This is a genomic window from Neorhizobium sp. P1_A6 (assembly GCF_056406795.1).
In genome coordinates, this window is sequence record NZ_JBFTZM010000015.1 from 31,379 (window position 1) to 47,221 (window position 15,843).

19 protein-coding genes are annotated in these 15,843 nt (G+C 63.3%); 8 read left to right on the top strand and 11 right to left on the bottom strand.

All coding sequences use genetic code 11. The features are described 5' to 3' along the window. Positions 1-188 precede the first annotated feature (188 nt). The 4 genes from AC1D3C_RS24415 to sdhC are packed head-to-tail and all read right to left on the bottom strand — an operon-like array spanning position 189 to position 3,619. Positions 189-968 carry a succinate dehydrogenase iron-sulfur subunit gene (locus AC1D3C_RS24415; RefSeq protein WP_007757759.1) on the bottom strand — a complete coding sequence of 260 codons (780 nt, stop codon included), beginning with the start codon at positions 966-968 and terminating at the stop codon, positions 189-191. Positions 969-985: 17 nt separating this feature from the next. Beyond that, positions 986-2,827 carry a succinate dehydrogenase flavoprotein subunit gene (gene sdhA / locus AC1D3C_RS24420; RefSeq protein WP_477484674.1) on the bottom strand — a complete coding sequence of 614 codons (1,842 nt, stop codon included), beginning with the start codon at positions 2,825-2,827 and terminating at the stop codon, positions 986-988. 7 nt (positions 2,828-2,834) lie between these two features. Beyond that, positions 2,835-3,215: a succinate dehydrogenase, hydrophobic membrane anchor protein gene (sdhD, locus tag AC1D3C_RS24425; RefSeq protein WP_038546523.1), complete on the bottom strand. Its 381-nt coding sequence runs from the start codon at positions 3,213-3,215 to the stop codon at positions 2,835-2,837. 11 nt (positions 3,216-3,226) lie between these two features. After that, the gene (gene sdhC / locus AC1D3C_RS24430; RefSeq protein WP_038546525.1) at positions 3,227-3,619 is read right to left on the bottom strand and encodes a succinate dehydrogenase, cytochrome b556 subunit; all 393 of its coding nucleotides are present in this window, start codon (positions 3,617-3,619) and stop codon (positions 3,227-3,229) included. A 286-nt stretch (positions 3,620-3,905) separates the two neighbouring features. Here sdhC and AC1D3C_RS24435 point away from each other — a divergent pair, with 286 nt between their 5' ends. Next, positions 3,906-4,331, top strand: a complete 426-nt coding sequence (locus AC1D3C_RS24435; protein ID WP_038546527.1) for a hypothetical protein — start codon at positions 3,906-3,908, stop codon at positions 4,329-4,331. A gap of 23 nt (positions 4,332-4,354) precedes the next feature. Here the strand turns inward: AC1D3C_RS24435 and AC1D3C_RS24440 are convergent, their stop codons facing one another. From AC1D3C_RS24440 to tsaD, 5 genes are read right to left on the bottom strand one after another with little or no spacing between them, the layout of a single operon-like run. Beyond that, positions 4,355-4,999, bottom strand: a complete 645-nt coding sequence (locus tag AC1D3C_RS24440; protein ID WP_477484675.1) for a class I SAM-dependent methyltransferase — start codon at positions 4,997-4,999, stop codon at positions 4,355-4,357. A 7-nt stretch (positions 5,000-5,006) separates the two neighbouring features. Further along, positions 5,007-5,447, bottom strand: a complete 441-nt coding sequence (locus AC1D3C_RS24445; protein WP_477484676.1) for an EVE domain-containing protein — start codon at positions 5,445-5,447, stop codon at positions 5,007-5,009. 8 nt (positions 5,448-5,455) lie between these two features. Next, a complete protein-coding gene (locus tag AC1D3C_RS24450; protein WP_477484677.1) occupies positions 5,456-5,746 on the bottom strand; it encodes a YciI-like protein in 291 nt (96 codons plus the stop codon). 37 nt (positions 5,747-5,783) lie between these two features. Beyond that, entirely contained in the window at positions 5,784-6,785 is a 1,002-nt protein-coding gene (locus AC1D3C_RS24455) for an NAD(P)H-dependent glycerol-3-phosphate dehydrogenase (RefSeq protein ID WP_477484678.1), read from the bottom strand. Beyond that, the gene (gene tsaD / locus AC1D3C_RS24460) at positions 6,782-7,879 is read right to left on the bottom strand and encodes a tRNA (adenosine(37)-N6)-threonylcarbamoyltransferase complex transferase subunit TsaD (RefSeq protein WP_477484679.1); all 1,098 of its coding nucleotides are present in this window, start codon (positions 7,877-7,879) and stop codon (positions 6,782-6,784) included. Before tsaD ends, AC1D3C_RS24455 begins: the two co-directional genes overlap by 4 nt. Positions 7,880-7,950: 71 nt before the next feature. Here tsaD and hemC point away from each other — a divergent pair, with 71 nt between their 5' ends. The 5 genes from hemC to AC1D3C_RS24485 all read left to right on the top strand — a co-directional run bounded on the left by hemC (position 7,951) and on the right by AC1D3C_RS24485 (position 13,094). Further along, positions 7,951-8,880 carry a hydroxymethylbilane synthase gene (gene hemC, locus AC1D3C_RS24465; RefSeq protein ID WP_477484680.1) on the top strand — a complete coding sequence of 310 codons (930 nt, stop codon included), beginning with the start codon at positions 7,951-7,953 and terminating at the stop codon, positions 8,878-8,880. Positions 8,881-8,884: 4 nt separating this feature from the next. Then, on the top strand, positions 8,885-9,595 hold the full coding sequence (locus tag AC1D3C_RS24470; RefSeq protein WP_477484681.1) for a uroporphyrinogen-III synthase: 711 nt from the start codon (positions 8,885-8,887) through the stop codon (positions 9,593-9,595). Between the two features lie 90 nt (positions 9,596-9,685). Continuing rightward, positions 9,686-10,942: a COG4223 family protein gene (locus tag AC1D3C_RS24475; protein ID WP_477484682.1), complete on the top strand. Its 1,257-nt coding sequence runs from the start codon at positions 9,686-9,688 to the stop codon at positions 10,940-10,942. A gap of 15 nt (positions 10,943-10,957) precedes the next feature. After that, on the top strand, positions 10,958-12,592 hold the full coding sequence (locus AC1D3C_RS24480; RefSeq protein WP_477484683.1) for a heme biosynthesis HemY N-terminal domain-containing protein: 1,635 nt from the start codon (positions 10,958-10,960) through the stop codon (positions 12,590-12,592). A 22-nt stretch (positions 12,593-12,614) separates the two neighbouring features. Beyond that, positions 12,615-13,094, top strand: a complete 480-nt coding sequence (locus tag AC1D3C_RS24485; RefSeq protein WP_477484684.1) for a tellurite resistance TerB family protein — start codon at positions 12,615-12,617, stop codon at positions 13,092-13,094. Between the two features lie 76 nt (positions 13,095-13,170). On the opposite strand, the gene AC1D3C_RS24490 is transcribed toward AC1D3C_RS24485, so the two are convergent. After that, positions 13,171-14,430 (bottom strand): MFS transporter, encoded by a 1,260-nt coding sequence (locus AC1D3C_RS24490; RefSeq protein WP_247138166.1) that lies wholly within the window; start codon positions 14,428-14,430, stop codon positions 13,171-13,173. A 141-nt stretch (positions 14,431-14,571) separates the two neighbouring features. Between AC1D3C_RS24490 and AC1D3C_RS24495 the strand changes: the two genes are divergently transcribed. Together AC1D3C_RS24495 and AC1D3C_RS24500 are read left to right on the top strand one after the other, a co-directional pair. Continuing rightward, the gene (locus AC1D3C_RS24495; protein ID WP_038546555.1) at positions 14,572-14,862 is read left to right on the top strand and encodes a YggT family protein; all 291 of its coding nucleotides are present in this window, start codon (positions 14,572-14,574) and stop codon (positions 14,860-14,862) included. After that, positions 14,859-15,173, top strand: a complete 315-nt coding sequence (locus AC1D3C_RS24500) for a DUF167 domain-containing protein (protein ID WP_477484685.1) — start codon at positions 14,859-14,861, stop codon at positions 15,171-15,173. The genes AC1D3C_RS24495 and AC1D3C_RS24500 overlap by 4 nt, the downstream gene beginning before the upstream one ends. Before the next feature lie 4 nt (positions 15,174-15,177). Here AC1D3C_RS24500 and ppa read toward each other — a convergent pair whose 3' ends face one another. After that, on the bottom strand, positions 15,178-15,711 hold the full coding sequence (gene ppa / locus AC1D3C_RS24505; protein ID WP_038546562.1) for an inorganic diphosphatase: 534 nt from the start codon (positions 15,709-15,711) through the stop codon (positions 15,178-15,180). Positions 15,712-15,843: the final 132 nt, after the last annotated feature.

Below are 15,843 nucleotides of genomic sequence, written 5' to 3' on the forward strand. Positions count from 1 at the left end.
CATCTAACTCCTGCTTTCAGCTTGACCCGCCACCGATGCCACTGAATTGAGACCGAATTATCGTAAACCACCTTGGTTAATCAAGTCGTACTGGAACAATTCGGCATGGCTGATCAAGAAGAATGCTGCAATGCATCCGGTCCCGCCGACGCGGGGACCGAATGAGGCATCAAATTGCCGAGAACGCCTCAGACGCGGCGCTCGACCATCATCTTCTTGATCTCGGCGATCGCCTTGGCCGGGTTCAGACCCTTCGGGCAAGTCTGGGCGCAGTTCATGATCGTGTGGCAGCGATAGAGCCGGAACGGATCCTCGAGATTGTCGAGGCGCTCGCCCTTGGCTTCGTCGCGGCTATCGATCAGCCAGCGATAGGCCTGCAGCAGGGTGGCCGGGCCGAGATAACGGTCGCCGTTCCACCAGTAGCTCGGACAGGAGGTCGAGCAGCAGGCGCACAGGATGCATTCGTAGAGGCCGTCGAGCTTCTGGCGGTCTTCGTGGCTCTGCTTCCATTCCTTGGCCGGCGGCGGCGAAACCGTCTTCAGCCAGGGCTCGATCGAGCGGTGCTGGGCGTAGAAGTTGGTGAGGTCCGGAACCAGGTCCTTGACCACAGGCATATGCGGCAGCGGATAGACCTTCACGGTGCCCTTCACGTCGTCCATGCCCTTGGTGCAGGCGAGCGTGTTGGTGCCGTCGATGTTCATCGCGCAGGAGCCGCAGATGCCCTCGCGACAGGAGCGGCGCAGCGTCAGCGTCGGGTCGATATTGTTCTTGATGTAGAGCAGACCGTCGAGAACCATCGGGCCGCAATCGTCGACATCGATATAATAGGTGTCGATGCGCGGGTTTTGGCCGTCATCCGGGTTCCAGCGGTAGATGCGGAATTCCCGGACGTTCTTGGCACCGGCCGGCTTCGGCCAGGTCTTGCCTTCGGTCATCTGAGAGTTCTTGGGGAGAGCGAGTTCAACCATGGTCCAATTCCCTCAGATCAGTAGACGCGGGCTTTCGGCTCGATCTTGTGCGGATCGATGCCTTCGGCAATGAGTTCGGTGTGAACCGGGCGATAGTCGAGCTTGACGTCGCCGTTGTCGCCGACCCAGGCAAGCGTGTGCTTGCGCCAGTTCTCGTCGTCGCGGCCGCCGAACGGGCCGGACGTGTAGTCCTCCCGGGCGTGGGAGCCGCGGCTTTCCTTGCGGGCTTCCGCGCCGACGACCGTGGCAATTGCATTCGCCATCAGGTTTTCGAGTTCCAGCGTCTCGACCAGGTCCGAGTTCCAGATCATCGAACGGTCGGTGACCTTGATATCCTTCAGCTCGCCCCAGATCGCCGACATGCGCTTGCAGCCCGATTCCAGCGATTCCTGCGTGCGGAACACGGCGGCGTCGTCCTGCATGGTGCGCTGCATCTTGTCGCGCAGCACCGCGGTCGGCGTTCCGCCGTTGGCGTTCCGCAGGCGGTCGAAACGGTCCATGATCTTGTCGCAGGCGGCGATGTTGAGCGCCGGGATCGGCTCGGCCTTGTTGATCACCTCGCCGGCGCGGATCGCGGCGGCGCGGCCGAACACCACGAGGTCGATCAGCGAGTTGGAGCCGAGGCGGTTGGCGCCGTGAACCGAGGCGCAGCCCGCCTCGCCGACGGCCATCAGGCCCGGCAGCAGTCGTTCCGGATTGTTGCTGTCGGCATTGAGCACTTCACCATAGAAGTTAGTCGGGATGCCGCCCATGTTGTAATGCACGGTCGGCAGGACCGGGATCGGCTCCCGCGTCACGTCGACGCCCGCAAAGATCTTGGCGCTCTCGGAAATGCCCGGCAGGCGTTCGTGCAGAACGGCCGGATCGAGATGGTCGAGATGCAGGAAGATGTGATCCTTGTTCTTGCCGACGCCGCGGCCTTCGCGGATTTCCAGCGTCATGCAGCGCGAGACGACGTCGCGCGAGGCGAGATCCTTCGCCGAAGGTGCGTAGCGTTCCATAAAGCGCTCGCCCTCGGAATTGACGAGGTAACCGCCTTCGCCGCGCGCGCCTTCGGTGATCAGACAGCCGGAGCCGTAGATGCCGGTCGGGTGGAACTGCACGAATTCCATGTCCTGCAAAGGCAGGCCGGCGCGAGCCACCATGCCGCCGCCGTCGCCGGTGCAGGTATGGGCCGAAGTCGCCGAGAAATAGGCGCGGCCGTAACCGCCGGTCGCCAGCACCACCATCTTGGCGGCGAAGCGGTGGATCGTGCCGTCATCGAGGTTCCAGGCGACGACGCCGGTGCAGCGTCCGTCGTCCGACATGATCAGGTCGAGCGCGAAATATTCGATGAAGAATTCCGCGTTGTTCTTCAGCGACTGGCCGTAAAGCGTGTGCAGGATGGCGTGGCCGGTGCGGTCTGCCGCGGCGCAGGTGCGCTGCACCGGCGGGCCGGCGCCGAAATTCTGCATGTGGCCGCCGAACGGCCGCTGGTAGATCTTGCCTTCTTCGTTACGGGAGAAGGGCACGCCATAATGCTCGAGTTCGTAGACGGCCTTCGGCGCTTCCATGACCATGTACTGCATGGCATCGACGTCGCCGAGCCAGTCGGAGCCCTTGACGGTGTCGTAAAGGTGCCACTGCCAGCTATCCGGCGTCATGTTCTGCAGCGAGGCGGCGATGCCGCCCTGGGCGGCCACGGTGTGGGAGCGGGTCGGGAAGACCTTGGTGATGCAGGCGGTCTTGAAACCCTGTTCAGCCATGCCGAGCGTGGCGCGAAGGCCCGCGCCGCCGGCGCCGACGACGATCACGTCATAGGAATGGTCGACATAGGTATAGGCCTTGCCGTTCTGGGCGATGGGGGTGACGGATGCCATGACGGGGTTATCCTGCAAATGCGATTTTCAGGACGGCGAAAAGACAGAGGCCGCCCACCGCGAGGGAAAAGAAGGCGTTGAGGATCAGAAGAACGATCTTCGTGGCTTCGGAATGGATGTAGTCCTGGATGATCTCTTCCATGCCGAGACGCATGTGGATGATGCTGGCGACGACCGTCAGCCCGTTGATCGTGGCGACGAAGGGATTGGCCAGCGCGCCCACCACTTCGGCATAAGGCTTGCCTGCATAGATGATCAGGAAGACGACATAGAAGAGAAGAAGCGGCACGAGTGCGACCGCGGTCGTCCGGACACGCCAGAAATGCTCCGTGCCGCTCTTGGCGGAGCCGAGGCCACGGACTTTTCCGAGAGGAGTGCGCATATCCATGATCAATCTCCTCAGCGAACGATGAGCACGATCGCCCAGACCAGAACGGTCAGCGCGATGGAAGCCACGAGATTGGCCTTGGCCAGCATGGTCGAGAATTCCTTCTCGAAACCGTAGCCGATGTCCCACATGATGTGGCGCAGGCCGCCGAGCAGATGGTGAAGAAGGGCCCAGGTATAGCCGAACAGCACGACCTGTCCGATGATCGAGCCGAACAGCCAGTTGACCTGGTTGAAATATTGCTCGCCGGATGCGGCTGCGATCAGCCAGGCGGCGACCAGCAACGTGCCGACGTAGAGCGCGCCACCGGTAATACGGTGGACGATCGACATCGCCATGGTGGGAATGAACTTGTAGATTTGCAGATGCGGCGACAGAGGCCGGTTATTTGTCACATTCGCCATCAGAACCTCGCGGCGTCGTATGCGGTATCAAGGGCGGGCGCCCAGCAATGCACGGTGCCGAAGAAATGTGCATTGCATCATTGGCGTGGTTTAATCGCACGGATGTCGGACGACAAGAACAATTCAAACCGATTTTCAATTTAATCGATTGTGTCTTTCTCGTGGCTGGCGTGGTTCAAACCCGGCCGTCACATTAACTACAATTTCGAAAGATTTCGTTGCCGCCGGGACGTGACGAGCCGTTTTATGGTAACGTTTCGTTAATCATGTTCTCCGGAGTTTCGCCATGATCGCGAATCGCATCAAGCCTGTCCTGGTCGCTGCGGCGCTTTTTGCGTCGCTCGCATCCGCCGCCAATGCCCGCGACGGCTGGCGCGGCGCCGACAGCAGCGTCTACCGCCTCGGCGGCAATCACTGGGTCGAACAGGACGACGGCGCATCCAACGTGGAAAGCTTCCGCGTTTTCTACACCGGCACGGCATCGTTCGTCCGCAGGCTCGGCATTTTCAGCGGACCGCTGCAGGCTCCCCCGATCCCCGACTTCGGCATTCATTTTTCACGCTACTTTTCGGAAGGCTACTGGCAGGGAGAAGAAGGTCGCGTGGTGCTTGCCCCAAGGGCCAAGATCATCGATGTCGGCACAGGCCTGCGCGGTTTCGGAAACGCCTGTTCCTACGAAGCCGGCGTCTGCGTCATCCGCGGCGGGAACTGAGACGCGGCATTATCTGCTCGAAGCTAAACAAACCGCCAAACGGTCGTCTTCTTCACTTCGCTGTCCTCCAGTGCCCGGGTGACCGGCACCTGGTAGACCGCCAGCGATTCGAGCCGGTCGTTCGGAAGATAGCTGCGGCCCGGATCGCCGATCAGAACCAGCTTCCCCTCCTCCGCAAGCCGCGTGAACCATGGGATCAAGGCCGCCGCAAAATCCCGGTCGTAGAAGACATCGCCAGCCAGGATGACATCCGCCCCGACCACCTTGCCGATCTGATCGTCGGCTGTGGAGCGGATTGCCACTCCGTTCTCCGCGGCATTCAACGCAATGGCGCTCGCAGCCCAGGGATCGATATCCGCCGCCAGCACGTCGGCGGCGCCGGAAAGCTGCGCGGCAATCGCCACCAGACCGGAGCCGCTGGCGAAATCCAGCACCTCTTTGCCCGCGACCGTTTCCGGATGATCGAGGATATAACGCGCAAGCCCCTGCCCGCCCGCCCAGGCAAAAGCCCAGAAAGGCGGCGGCAGGCCGATTTCCTCCAGATCCTCTTCCGTCTTCAGCCAGAGGTCATGCGCCTCGCTCGCCAGATGCAGCCGGATTTCCGGCACATGCGGCGGGCTCGTGAGAACCGTGTTCTCGAGGATGAAGGTCCGGGGATCGGTCTTCAAGATCGCTTCAGGCCGGCGATTTCGGTGGATTGTCGAGACCGCCGAGCTTGCAGATCTCGAAATATTCCTCGTCGGTCACCGGCTGCACCGAAAGCCGCATCGACGTCACCAGCGACATCTTCTCGAACTTCGGGTTCGCCTTGATATCTTTCAGCGTCACCGGCGTCGGTATGTCGGTCACCGCGCGGATGTCGACGCAATCCCACTTTGGATCGCCCTTGGCGCTGGAATCGGGATGCGACAGCGCGCAGACCTCGACGATGCCGACGATCTCCAGCCCGTCATTCGAGTGGTAGAAAAAACCCTTGTCGCCGATCTTCATGGCCCGCATGTTGTTGCGCGCCAGGTAGTTTCGCACGCCGGTCCATTCAGTGCCCTTTTCGCCCGCCGCCTTCTGCTGTTCCCAGGACCAGGACGACGGTTCGGATTTGTAAAGCCAATATGCCATCTGTCGCCTCACTCCGGCTTGTTGAAGACCCAGTTCCAGGCCTTCACTTCGACCTTCTCGAAGAGGCCGGCCAGGTAATAGGGATCGGCCTCGGCGATCAGCCGGGCGGCGGCCATGTCGGCGGCTTCGACGACCACGAGGCTGCCGTTCGGCTTGCCGTCGTCATCGAGGAACGGGCCTGCGAACTTCAGCACGCCCTCGGCATTGAGCTTGTTCAGATGCTCCAGATGGGCAGGGCGGGTTTCCATCCGGACGTTCAGATGGCCGGGCTTGTCGGTGCACAGAAACGCAAACAGCATCAGTCTCTCCTTGCATGATCCTATTGGGAAAACGGTCTTATTCGGTGGTGATCGGCCGGGTCATCAGCTGTTCCATGGCCGTCATGATATCGAGCTTGCCGTCGATGATATCGGCCACCGCGTTGGTGACCGGCAGTTCGACCGAAAATTTCTTGCCCAGACGCGCCGCGACGGATGCCGCGAACGCCCCTTCGACCAGCGGTCCGCCGGCCTGAGTGCCCTCGCCCCAGCTACCGCCACTTTGCCCGAGCGCGATGCCGAAACGCAGGTTGCGCGATTGATGGCTGGTGCCGGTCAGCACCAGGTCGCCGAGGCCCGACAAGCCTCGCACCGTATCCGCCTTGCCGCCCATCGCCTCGACCAGCCGCGACATTTCAGCAAGACCGCGCGAGATCAGTGCGGCGCGCGCCGATTCGCCGAGCCCGGCGCCTTCGATGATGCCGCAGGCAATCGCCAGCACGTTCTTCAGCGCGCCGCCGAGCTGAACACCGATCCGGTCGGTGGAAGCATAGAGGCGGAAGGTACGGCTGGAGAGCGCGTTGGCGAGCCGTTCCGCCAATGCCTCATCCCCCGCCGCAATCGCCATCGCCGTCGGCAGGCCGCGGGCGATATCGGCCGCAAAACCCGGCCCCGAAAGTACCGCGACCGGATGATGCGGCAATTCCGCCTCCAGCAGCTCGGTCAGCAACCGGCCGGAAGACTTGTCTATGCCCTTGGCGCAGGTGACGACCACCGCGCCGTCGGCAAGATAGGGACCGTAATGCCGCGCCGCATCCGCCTGCGCCTGCGAGGGCATGGCGAAGAGCACGAGGCTCGCCTCGCCGATCGCATCCGGCTCGGCGGAAAATTCCAGCGCATCCGGCAGGGGTACGCCGGGAAGTGCGGCATCATGCACCCGGTCGTCGCGCAGATCGCTCATCAGCGAAGGATCGCGGCCGATCAGGGTCACCGGATGTCGGCCTTCCAGCGAAATTACGGCGGCAAGCGCCGTCCCGAAGGCACCGGCACCGATGACGACGATTTTTCCCGCACCGCTCATGCCTTGGCACCCCGTTTGCCGGACCCGAGCAAGGTCTTGGCGTCCTTGTCGAGCGGCCAGCGCGAGCGCGGCGCCACGTCGAGACCGTCGGTCGGCAGTTCCTCCGCCATCCGCTCGAGCCCCGCCCAGGCGATCATCGCCGCATTGTCGGTGCAGAGGCGCAGCGGCGGTGCGATGAAGCGGAAGCCGTTCTCGATGCAGAGCGCCTGCAGCGTGCGGCGGATTTCCTGGTTGGCGGCAACCCCGCCGGCGACGACCAGCGCCCGGTCGACATCGAGATGCGCGAACTCCTGTTTGAAGCGGGCGAGCCCGCGGCCGATGCGGTCGCGCAGCGTGCGGGAAATCGCCTTCTGGAACGAGGCGCAGATATCGGCGACATCCTGCTCGCTGAGCGGCGCGATCTCGGTCGCCGCCTGACGCACCGCCGTCTTGAGGCCAGAGAAGGAAAAGTCGAGCCGCGCTTCGCCGACCAGCGGCCGCGGCAGCGAGAACCTGTCCGGATTGCCCTTCAGGGCCGCCTTCTCGACAGCCGGCCCACCGGGATAGGGCAGGCCGAGCAGTTTTGCCGTCTTGTCGAACGCCTCGCCAAGCGCATCGTCGATCGTCGTACCCCAGCGCTCGTATTCGCCGACGCCGCGCACCAGAACCAGCTGGGTATGGCCGCCGGACACGAGCAGCATCAGGTAGGGAAAGGAAAGCCCGTCGGTCAGCCGTGCCGTCAAGGCATGGCCTTCGAGGTGGTTGATCGCCATCAGCGGCTTGCCGGCGGCCCGCGCGATCGCCTTCGCCGTCATCAGCCCGACGATCAGGCCGCCGATCAGGCCCGGCCCGGATGTCGCGGCAATCGCATCGATCTCGTCGAGCGACACATTGGCGCGGGTGAGCGCTTCCTCGATCAGCCCGTCCAGCGCCTCGACATGCGCACGCGCCGCGATTTCCGGCACGACGCCGCCATAGGCGCTGTGCTCGTCGAGCTGCGACAGCACGATGTCGGAGAGGATTTCGCCGCGGCCGTCTTCATGGCGCGCGACGACGGAAGCCGCCGTCTCGTCGCAGCTAGTTTCAATGCCGAGGATGCGAAGAAAGGTCGCCATACGCCTATCGATAATTGCGATGCCGGGTAAACCGGTTTACGAAAGCTTCCGGTAACAATGGAATGACGCGGATGCAAACAAAACCTTTCCGGATCGGCACGCGCGGCAGCCCGCTGGCGCTCGCCCAGGCTTCCGAAACCCGTGCCCGGCTGATGACGGCGCATGGCCTGCCGGAGGAAATGTTCGAGATCGTCGTACTGTCGACCACCGGCGACCGCATCACCGACCGGGCGCTGACCGAGCTCGGCGGCAAGGGCCTGTTTACCCAGGAACTGGAGGAAGGGCTGATTTCCGGCGATCTCGATTTCGCCGTCCATTCCTCGAAAGACATGCCGACAAAACTGCCCGACGGCCTGCGTCTCGCCGCCTACCTGCCCCGCGAGGATTTTCGCGATGCGTTTATCGGCCGCACCGCCCATACGCTGGCCGCACTTCCGGATGGCGCCACCGTCGGCTCCTCGTCGCTGCGCCGCCAGGCGCTGATCCGCCGCATCCGTCCGGACATCGAGGTCATCACCTTCCGCGGCCTCGTCGAAACCCGGCTGCGCAAGCTGAACGAAGGCCAGGTGGATGCGACCCTGCTCGCCTATGCCGGCCTGAAGCGCCTCGGCAGGCAGGATGTCGTCACCGAATTGCTCGACCCGCAGGACTTCCCCCCGGCACCGGCGCAGGGCGCGATCTGCGTCGAAAGCCGTGTCAGTGACGCCCGCATCGACGCGCTTCTCGACCCGATCAACGACCGCCCGACGTATGATGCCGTCTCCTGCGAACGCGCCTTCCTGGCCGCACTCGACGGTTCCTGTCGCACCCCGATTGGCGGATACGCCATCTGCGAGGGTGACCATCTGAAGTTCTCGGGCCTCATCCTGACGCCGGATGGCCGCAAGGAACATTCGATCGAGACCGAGGGCAAACGCGCCAATGCCGAAAAGCTAGGCAGGCAGGCGGGCGAAGCCGTTCGCGCGGCGGCCGGTTCCGATTTCTTCGAAGGCTGGTCGTAGCGCGATGCGGGTCGTCGTCACCCGCCCCGAAAACTCGGCCCGCCGGACCGCCGAACGGCTGCAGAATCTCGGCCATCAGCCGGTCCTGCTGCCGCTGACCAGGACGATCCATCATCCGAAAATTGCCGAGGCCTCGCTCGCCAGCCCCCATTCGGCGCTGGCCGTCACCAGCGCCGAAGCCCTGCGCGTGCTGTCCGCGTTGGGCGAGCGTCTCATCCCATTTCTCGGCCAAACCCTCTTTGCCGTTGGCGAAACAACAGCAAAGGCTGCCGAAGATGCCGGCTTCCGGAATATTCGCCGCGGGCCTGGCACAGGCGCCGAACTCGCGGAAATCATCGCAAGCGATGCATCGGATCTGGATGCGCCCCTGCTCTATCTCGCCGGCAAACAGCGTTCGCCGAAATTCGAGGACGGCATGCACGCGAAGGGCGTCCCGTTCGTGACGGCCGAAGTCTATGAAATGACGCCCATAGCCTACGATGAAGTTTTCATCCGCGACATCCTGCTCGATCCGCCGGTGGATGCTGTGCTCCTCTATTCGCGGGAAACCGCCCGGCTTTTCTGCGATTTCGCTGCGCCGCACCTTCAGGAACTCGCGTCCCTACGGTTCCTCTGCCTCAGCGACAATGTCGCCGAAATTATTCCGCGGGAATTCCATAGAAATATCAAGATCGCCAGCCACCCTGACGAGGATGGGGTATTGGCACTCCTTTAGTCGAGGTGTGGCGCCAAAATCCCGCCCGCCCCTTTCTTTCCTAAGACCCACCCACTAGTTTCCTGTGAGCGCATGCAAAAAGAGGTCGAGATGGTACCGGAACAACCACCCCGCCGATCCAAGACGGACAAGGAGCCGGTCACGATCGACCTGACCGCCGAGCAGTCCGATGTCGTCGCCGAACCCGTCCGCAGCAACGACACCGACGACGTGGTGAGCGCCACGGAGCCCGCCGAAGATGTTACCGCAACAGCCGAAGAGCCGGTCACGCCCAAGCCCGAGTCCACGGAAGAACCGGCGTCCAGTCCCTCGGCCGCGGACGAGCCGCGTTATGACGACCCTTGGTCTGCCGCCGCCCGGAGCGAACCGCAGCCCGCGACCGTGGCGCCCGAACCGGAGCCAACTCCTGCCCCGTCGCAGCGTCCGAGTCCTGCCACGTCGACGCTGATCGCAGCCGGTATTTTCGGCGGCATCGTTGCGCTGCTGCTGGCCGGCAGCATGCAATATGCCGGTTACCTGCCCGGCGCCACACCTGCCCCGGCCGCCTCCAACACGGCCGGCCTCTCCTCCGACATCACCGCTTTGCGCCAGGAAATTGCGGCCCTCAAAAACCGTCCCACCACCGCAGCAGCGCCGGATACAGCGCTCGCCAATCGCGTCGCAGCCCTTGAAACCGCGCCCAAAGCATCGAGCGGCGCCAGCGATCAGGCGCTTGCCGCGCTGAAGGCCGATCTCGACCGGCTTCGCGCCACCGTCCAGTCGGCGGCGAGCGCCGGTTCCGGTCTCGCCCAGCGCCTTGACCAGGCCGAAGCCAAACTGAATGATCGCGGCCCGGAACAGCAGGTCGCCCGCGCCGTCGCAGCCGCCGCCCTCAAGGCCGGCATCGATCGCGGCGGTCCGTTCGAAACAGAACTGCAGACCTTCGTGAGCGTCGCCGGCGACGATCCCGCCGTCGCCGACCTGCAAAAGTTCGCGTCCGCCGGGGTGCCCGCCCGCGCCGAGCTGCAGCGTGACTTCCCCCGCATTGCCGATGCCATGCTGGAAGCAACCGCCCAACCCGATCCCAACCAGGGCATTGCCGGCCGGTTGCTTGCCTCCGCCATGTCGGTGGTCAAGGTCCGCCGCGTCGGCGACGTCCAGGGCGCGACGCCGGATGCGATCGTCGCCCGCATGGAAGAGGCGCTGCGCAACGGCAATCTCCAGGCCTCCGCTCGCGAATGGGACGCGCTGCCGGAACCGGCAAAAGCCGTTTCGCGCGATTTCAAGCAGAAGCTCGATGCCCGCATTCAGGTGGAAAATCTCGTGGGCGGAACGCTGACGCGTGCCGTCGCCGGCACCCAAGGCTGAGGACGGAAGAACCGGATGGTCAGACTTTTCATTTTTCTCGTTGTGGTGCTGGCTCTCGGCTGGGGTTTCTCCTGGCTCGCGGATCGCCCCGGCCTGATTTCCATCACCTGGCAGGATCACCTGATCGAAACCAGCCTGATGGTGGCCGCCACCGCGATGGTCGCGCTGGTCGGCTTTGCCATGATTCTCTGGTGGATCGTCGGGGTGATCTGGACCTCGCCCTATTCCGTCCGCCGTTATTTTCGCGCCCGCAAGCGGGACCGCGGCTATCAGGCGCTGTCGACCGGCCTGATCGCCGCCGGCGCCGGCAATGCTCTGCTCGCCCGCAAGATGAGTCTTCGCACCCGCGGGCTGATCAGCGCCGACCAGGAACCGCTGATCCATCTCCTCGAAGCCCAGGCCGCCCTCATCGAAGGCAAGCACGACGAAGCGCGCAAGAAATTCGAGCAGATGGCCGAGGATCCGGAAACCCGGGAACTCGGCCTGCGCGGCCTCTACATGGAAGCCCGCCGGCTCGGCGCCAACGAGGCCGCCCGCCAATATGCGGAAAAGGCCGTCGAGCATGCGCCCTACCTGCCCTGGGCCGCCCAGGCAACGCTCGAATCCCGCAGTCAGTCCGGTCGCTGGGACGATGCGATCCGCCTGCTCGACCAGCAGCGCATGGCCAATATTCTTGAAAAGCCGAAGGCCGAACGCTGGAAGGCCGTGCTCCTGACGGCCAAGGCAAACGACCGGCTGGAAGGCGATCCGAAGGGCGCCCGCGACGACGCCATGGCGGCCCTGAAGCTCGCCAAGGATCTGGTGCCCGCCGCCGTCATCGCCGCCAAGGCCTGGCTGCGTGAGGACAATGTCCGCAAGGCCGCATCGGTCCTCGAAGGCGTCTGGAAGCTCGGGCCCCATCCGGAAATCGCCCGCGCCTATGTCCGTGCCCGCAGTGGCGACAGCACCGTCGACCGGCTGAAACGCGCCGAAAAGCTCGAAGCGATGCGACCCAACAATGTCGAATCGCTGCTGGCCGTCGCCCAGGCGGCGCTCGACGCACAGGAGTTCAGGAAGGCCCGCGCCAAGGCGGAGGCGGCCGCCCGCATGGAGCCCCGCGAGGCCGTCTACCTGCTGCTCGCCGATATCGAGGAGGCCGAGACCGGCGATCAGGGCCGCGTCCGGCACTGGATGGCGCAGGCGCTGCGAGCACCCCGCGACCCGGCCTGGGTGGCCGACGGACACGTCTCGGAAAAGTGGCTGCCGCTCTCCCCGGTCACCGGCAGGCTCGACGCCTTCGAGTGGAAGGCGCCGTTCGACCAGCTCGAAGGCCCGGTCGAGGAAGGTTCGCTCGCAGCCGACACGGCGATCGCCAGCCTGCCGCCCGTCACCGAGGTGCCGGCTTTCACCCCGAAGGCCGAGTCTCGCGCCGAGGAAGCGCCGCGGCCGATCGTGGTTCCGGTCAAGCCCGTTCCGCAGGAGGCAAAGCCGGCTCCGAAGGAGTTAGCTGTTGCAGCAAAAACACCAGCGCCTGCGAATGTGACGTCAAAGGACGGAAAAACCCCTAAAAATAGGGAGGAGCCCGTTCCCTTTTTCGGCCGCCCGCCGGATGATCCGGGTGTGAAAGATCCCGATGCCGGGCAGCCTGCAACGAGGCTCCGGTTGTTCTAGAATGGCGAGGGCCTGGAGATAGATGTTAGATCGCATTCAGGCTTTCCTCCACACTCTGACAGGGTCTCACCATACACAGGAATTCGCGCCCGATGATCCGCGGGTGGCGTTCGTGGCGCTATGTTTCCAGGTCATGGAGGCGGACGGCAATATTTCCGATCAGGAACAGCAGAAGTTTCGCGATCTGCTGCGCGAACGGTACGACTTGAGCGAGGACCGCCTCAAGGTGCTGATCGAGGTCGGCCACCAGGCCGGGAGCGAGGCGGTCGATTATTACCGCTTCACGTCCGATCTTAGAAAACATCTCGTCAATGAAGAAGACCGTGTCGAGCTGCTCGGCATCCTCTGGGATATCGTTTATGCCGACGGCCAGCGCAGCGAAATCGAAGATCACGTGATCTGGAGGATCGCCGATCTTCTGGGCGTTTCGGCGCGCGACAGGGTTCTGGAGCGCCAGCAGGCCGCCGCCCGTGCAACCATGGGAGACCAGGGAGGAGACTGACGGCACCCGATGCCGATATTTCCTCCTTCAGCCACGAAGCTTCCGATGTCATCATGCTGCGCCCTCAGCCGGCGCTTCAGGCCGGCTGAGCCGATTTCTCTTCCCGCTCCGGTGCCTCGAGACTGTCGATCCGGCGCAGCTTCGGGAAACCCATGGACCAGATGATCGCGACCGCCAGCGTGCCGACACCGCCGATGACCACGGCCGGCATCGCCCCGAAGATCGAGGCCATCGTACCTGCCCGGAATTCCCCGAGTTCGTTGGACGCGCCGACGAACACCATGTTGACCGCATTGACCCGGCCACGCACTTCGTCCGGCGTCCAGAGCGCGATCAGCGTCTCGCGCACATAGACGGAGATCATGTCCGACGCTCCCATCAGCATCAGCGCCGAAATCGACAGCCAGGGCGTCGCTGAGAGACCGAAGACCAGCGTGCCCACCCCGAACAGTCCGACGCCGATGAACATCGCGATGCCGGCATGGTGGCGGATCGGGTAGAAGGCAAGGTAGATCGCGACGATGATCGCGCCGACGCCCGGTGCTGCCCGCAGCATGCCGAGCCCCCAGGGTCCAAGCTCGAGAATATCGCGCGCAAAGATCGGCATCAGCGCCACCGCGCCGCCGAGAAGCACCGCGAAGAGATCGAGCGAGATCGCCCCGAGGACGATCTTTTCCTGCGAGATGAAGTGGAAGCCGGCGAGAATCTGGCCCCAGCTCACCTTCTCCACGGCATTGCGCTGCGTAGGCTTCGGGATCATGAACACCAGAATGGCGGCGAGGATGAGAAAGGCGAAGGCGACCGAATAGGCAGCGATCGCACTGACGCCGTACAGGAGACCGCCGGCAACCGGACCGAGGATCGCCGCCGTCTGCCATGACGAGGAGTTCCAGGCGACCGCATTCGGCAGGTCCTGTTCCGGCACCAGGTTCGGCCCGAGCGACTGCACCGCGGGTCCCATGAAGGCGCGCTCGATCCCGAACACGATCAGGATGCCGAACACCGGCCAGGGCGAAAACGAATGCGTGACGGTGAGTGCCAGCAGGGCACCGGCGCAGAGCGCTCCGACCACCATGCAGGCCGCCACGATCGCGCGCCGGTTATAGCGGTCGGCGACGGAGCCAGTGACAAGGATCAGGAGCAGCGACGGCAGGAACTGGAAAAGCCCGATCAGACCGAGATAGAGCGGATTGCTGGTCTCGTCGTACATCTGCCAGCCGACTGCGACGCTGATGATCTGGATCGCGAAAGCCGAGAAAAGCCGGGAAAAGAAGAAGCGAGTATAGGATGAGTGCCGGAAGGCGGCGAAACGATCGCCCGAGGCGGGAATGGACATAAGGCAGCACTTTCAGCGGAGCCGGAAGCCGGCAGCGTGCCTGTCGCCCGTTAAACATGAATCGGATGAGGCACGGGCGCGGCACTTGCCCGTTAGTTCGCCAATGTCTACATGTCTGTCAACAAAGAAATGGAGACGTTAATGCTCGCCCTGTTTCAGACCATCGATTTGGCCTTGAACCTCTATACCTGGGTGCTGATTGCCAGCGCCATCTTTTCCTGGCTCTTTGCCTTCAACGTCATCAATTCGCGAAACCAGTTCGTCGATGCGGTCGGTCGTTTCCTCTTCAACGTCACCGAACCGGTGCTGCGCCCCATCCGCCGCATCATGCCGGATCTCGGCGGCATCGACATTTCGCCAGTCGTCCTGCTGCTGATCATCTTCTTCATCCGCTCGCTGATGTGGACGTCGATCTATCCGCTGTTTGCGTGAGCGGCCCTTATAGCAGGCATTCCGATCATCTGCGGCTCGCAATCCGGCTCACGCCGAATTCGGGCCGCAATGCTGTCGAGGGCCTGGAGACCGCCGCCGATGGCGAGGTCTTCCTGAAGGCACGCGTCACCGCCGTGCCGGAGGACGGCAAGGCCAACAAGGCGCTGATCCTGCTGCTGGCCGATACGTTCCGTCTCCCCAAATCCTCCATTTCGATCCTGTCGGGCGAAACCGCGCGCAAAAAAATCCTCCGGATCGATGGCGACCCGGAGGACTTGGAAGAGAAATTCAAAAAATTCCTGAAAGCCTGACGGCTTACTTGCTTGCCTTGTAGCGCTCGATGGCTTCGATGATCAGCGTCTTGGCCACGTCGACATTCTGCCACCCGCCGATCTTCACCCACTTGCCGGGCTCCAGATCCTTGTAGTGCTCGAAGAAATGCTCGATCTGCTTCAGCGTGATCTCGGGCATATCCGTGTAGTTCTTGATCTTGTCGTAGCGCTGGGTCAGCTTCGGAACCGGCACGGCGATGATCTTCTCGTCCTTGCCGCCATCATCTTCCATGATCATCACGCCGATCGGGCGCACGTTGATGACGCAGCCGGGAACCAGCGGACGGGTGTTGCAGATAAGGACGTCGATCGGGTCGCCGTCTTCAGAGAGCGTATGCGGTACGAAGCCGTAATTGCCCGGATAGGTCATCGGCGTGTAGAGGAAGCGATCGACGACAAGAGCGCCGGCTTCCTTGTCCATTTCGTACTTGATCGGCTGGCCGCCGACCGGCACTTCAACGATGACGTTGACGTCTTCAGGCGGATTCTTGCCAACGGAAATTGCATCGATACGCATTCTAGTCCCCGATGAGGTTCGACAAAGTTAAGCGTCGATAGCGGGAATCATGCTGCAAGGCAACAAGGCTTTGACGCCAATATTGAACCGCGCTGCGCGCCGAAACATTAGAAAGCGTTTAAATTCAAGGCC

Bases quoted from the DNA above. Each gene is read 5' to 3' on its own strand.
- AC1D3C_RS24455 (WP_477484678.1), bottom strand. From the start codon at position 6,785: ATGAGCGGTGCGGGAAAAATCGTCGTCATCGGTGCCGGTGCCTTCGGG.
- AC1D3C_RS24475 (WP_477484682.1), top strand. From the start codon at position 9,686: ATGGTACCGGAACAACCACCCCGCCGATCCAAGACGGACAAGGAGCCG.
- AC1D3C_RS24490 (WP_247138166.1), bottom strand. From the start codon at position 14,430: ATGTCCATTCCCGCCTCGGGCGATCGTTTCGCCGCCTTCCGGCACTCA.
- AC1D3C_RS24485 (WP_477484684.1), top strand. From the start codon at position 12,615: ATGTTAGATCGCATTCAGGCTTTCCTCCACACTCTGACAGGGTCTCAC.
- ppa (WP_038546562.1), bottom strand. From the start codon at position 15,711: ATGCGTATCGATGCAATTTCCGTTGGCAAGAATCCGCCTGAAGACGTC.
- hemC (WP_477484680.1), top strand. From the start codon at position 7,951: ATGCAAACAAAACCTTTCCGGATCGGCACGCGCGGCAGCCCGCTGGCG.
- sdhA (WP_477484674.1), bottom strand. From the start codon at position 2,827: ATGGCATCCGTCACCCCCATCGCCCAGAACGGCAAGGCCTATACCTAT.
- sdhD (WP_038546523.1), bottom strand. From the start codon at position 3,215: ATGGATATGCGCACTCCTCTCGGAAAAGTCCGTGGCCTCGGCTCCGCC.
- AC1D3C_RS24470 (WP_477484681.1), top strand. From the start codon at position 8,885: ATGCGGGTCGTCGTCACCCGCCCCGAAAACTCGGCCCGCCGGACCGCC.
- AC1D3C_RS24445 (WP_477484676.1), bottom strand. From the start codon at position 5,447: ATGGCATATTGGCTTTACAAATCCGAACCGTCGTCCTGGTCCTGGGAA.
- AC1D3C_RS24450 (WP_477484677.1), bottom strand. From the start codon at position 5,746: ATGCTGTTTGCGTTTCTGTGCACCGACAAGCCCGGCCATCTGAACGTC.
- AC1D3C_RS24435 (WP_038546527.1), top strand. From the start codon at position 3,906: ATGATCGCGAATCGCATCAAGCCTGTCCTGGTCGCTGCGGCGCTTTTT.
- AC1D3C_RS24480 (WP_477484683.1), top strand. From the start codon at position 10,958: ATGGTCAGACTTTTCATTTTTCTCGTTGTGGTGCTGGCTCTCGGCTGG.
- tsaD (WP_477484679.1), bottom strand. From the start codon at position 7,879: ATGGCGACCTTTCTTCGCATCCTCGGCATTGAAACTAGCTGCGACGAG.
- AC1D3C_RS24495 (WP_038546555.1), top strand. From the start codon at position 14,572: ATGCTCGCCCTGTTTCAGACCATCGATTTGGCCTTGAACCTCTATACC.
- AC1D3C_RS24415 (WP_007757759.1), bottom strand. From the start codon at position 968: ATGGTTGAACTCGCTCTCCCCAAGAACTCTCAGATGACCGAAGGCAAG.
- sdhC (WP_038546525.1), bottom strand. From the start codon at position 3,619: ATGGCGAATGTGACAAATAACCGGCCTCTGTCGCCGCATCTGCAAATC.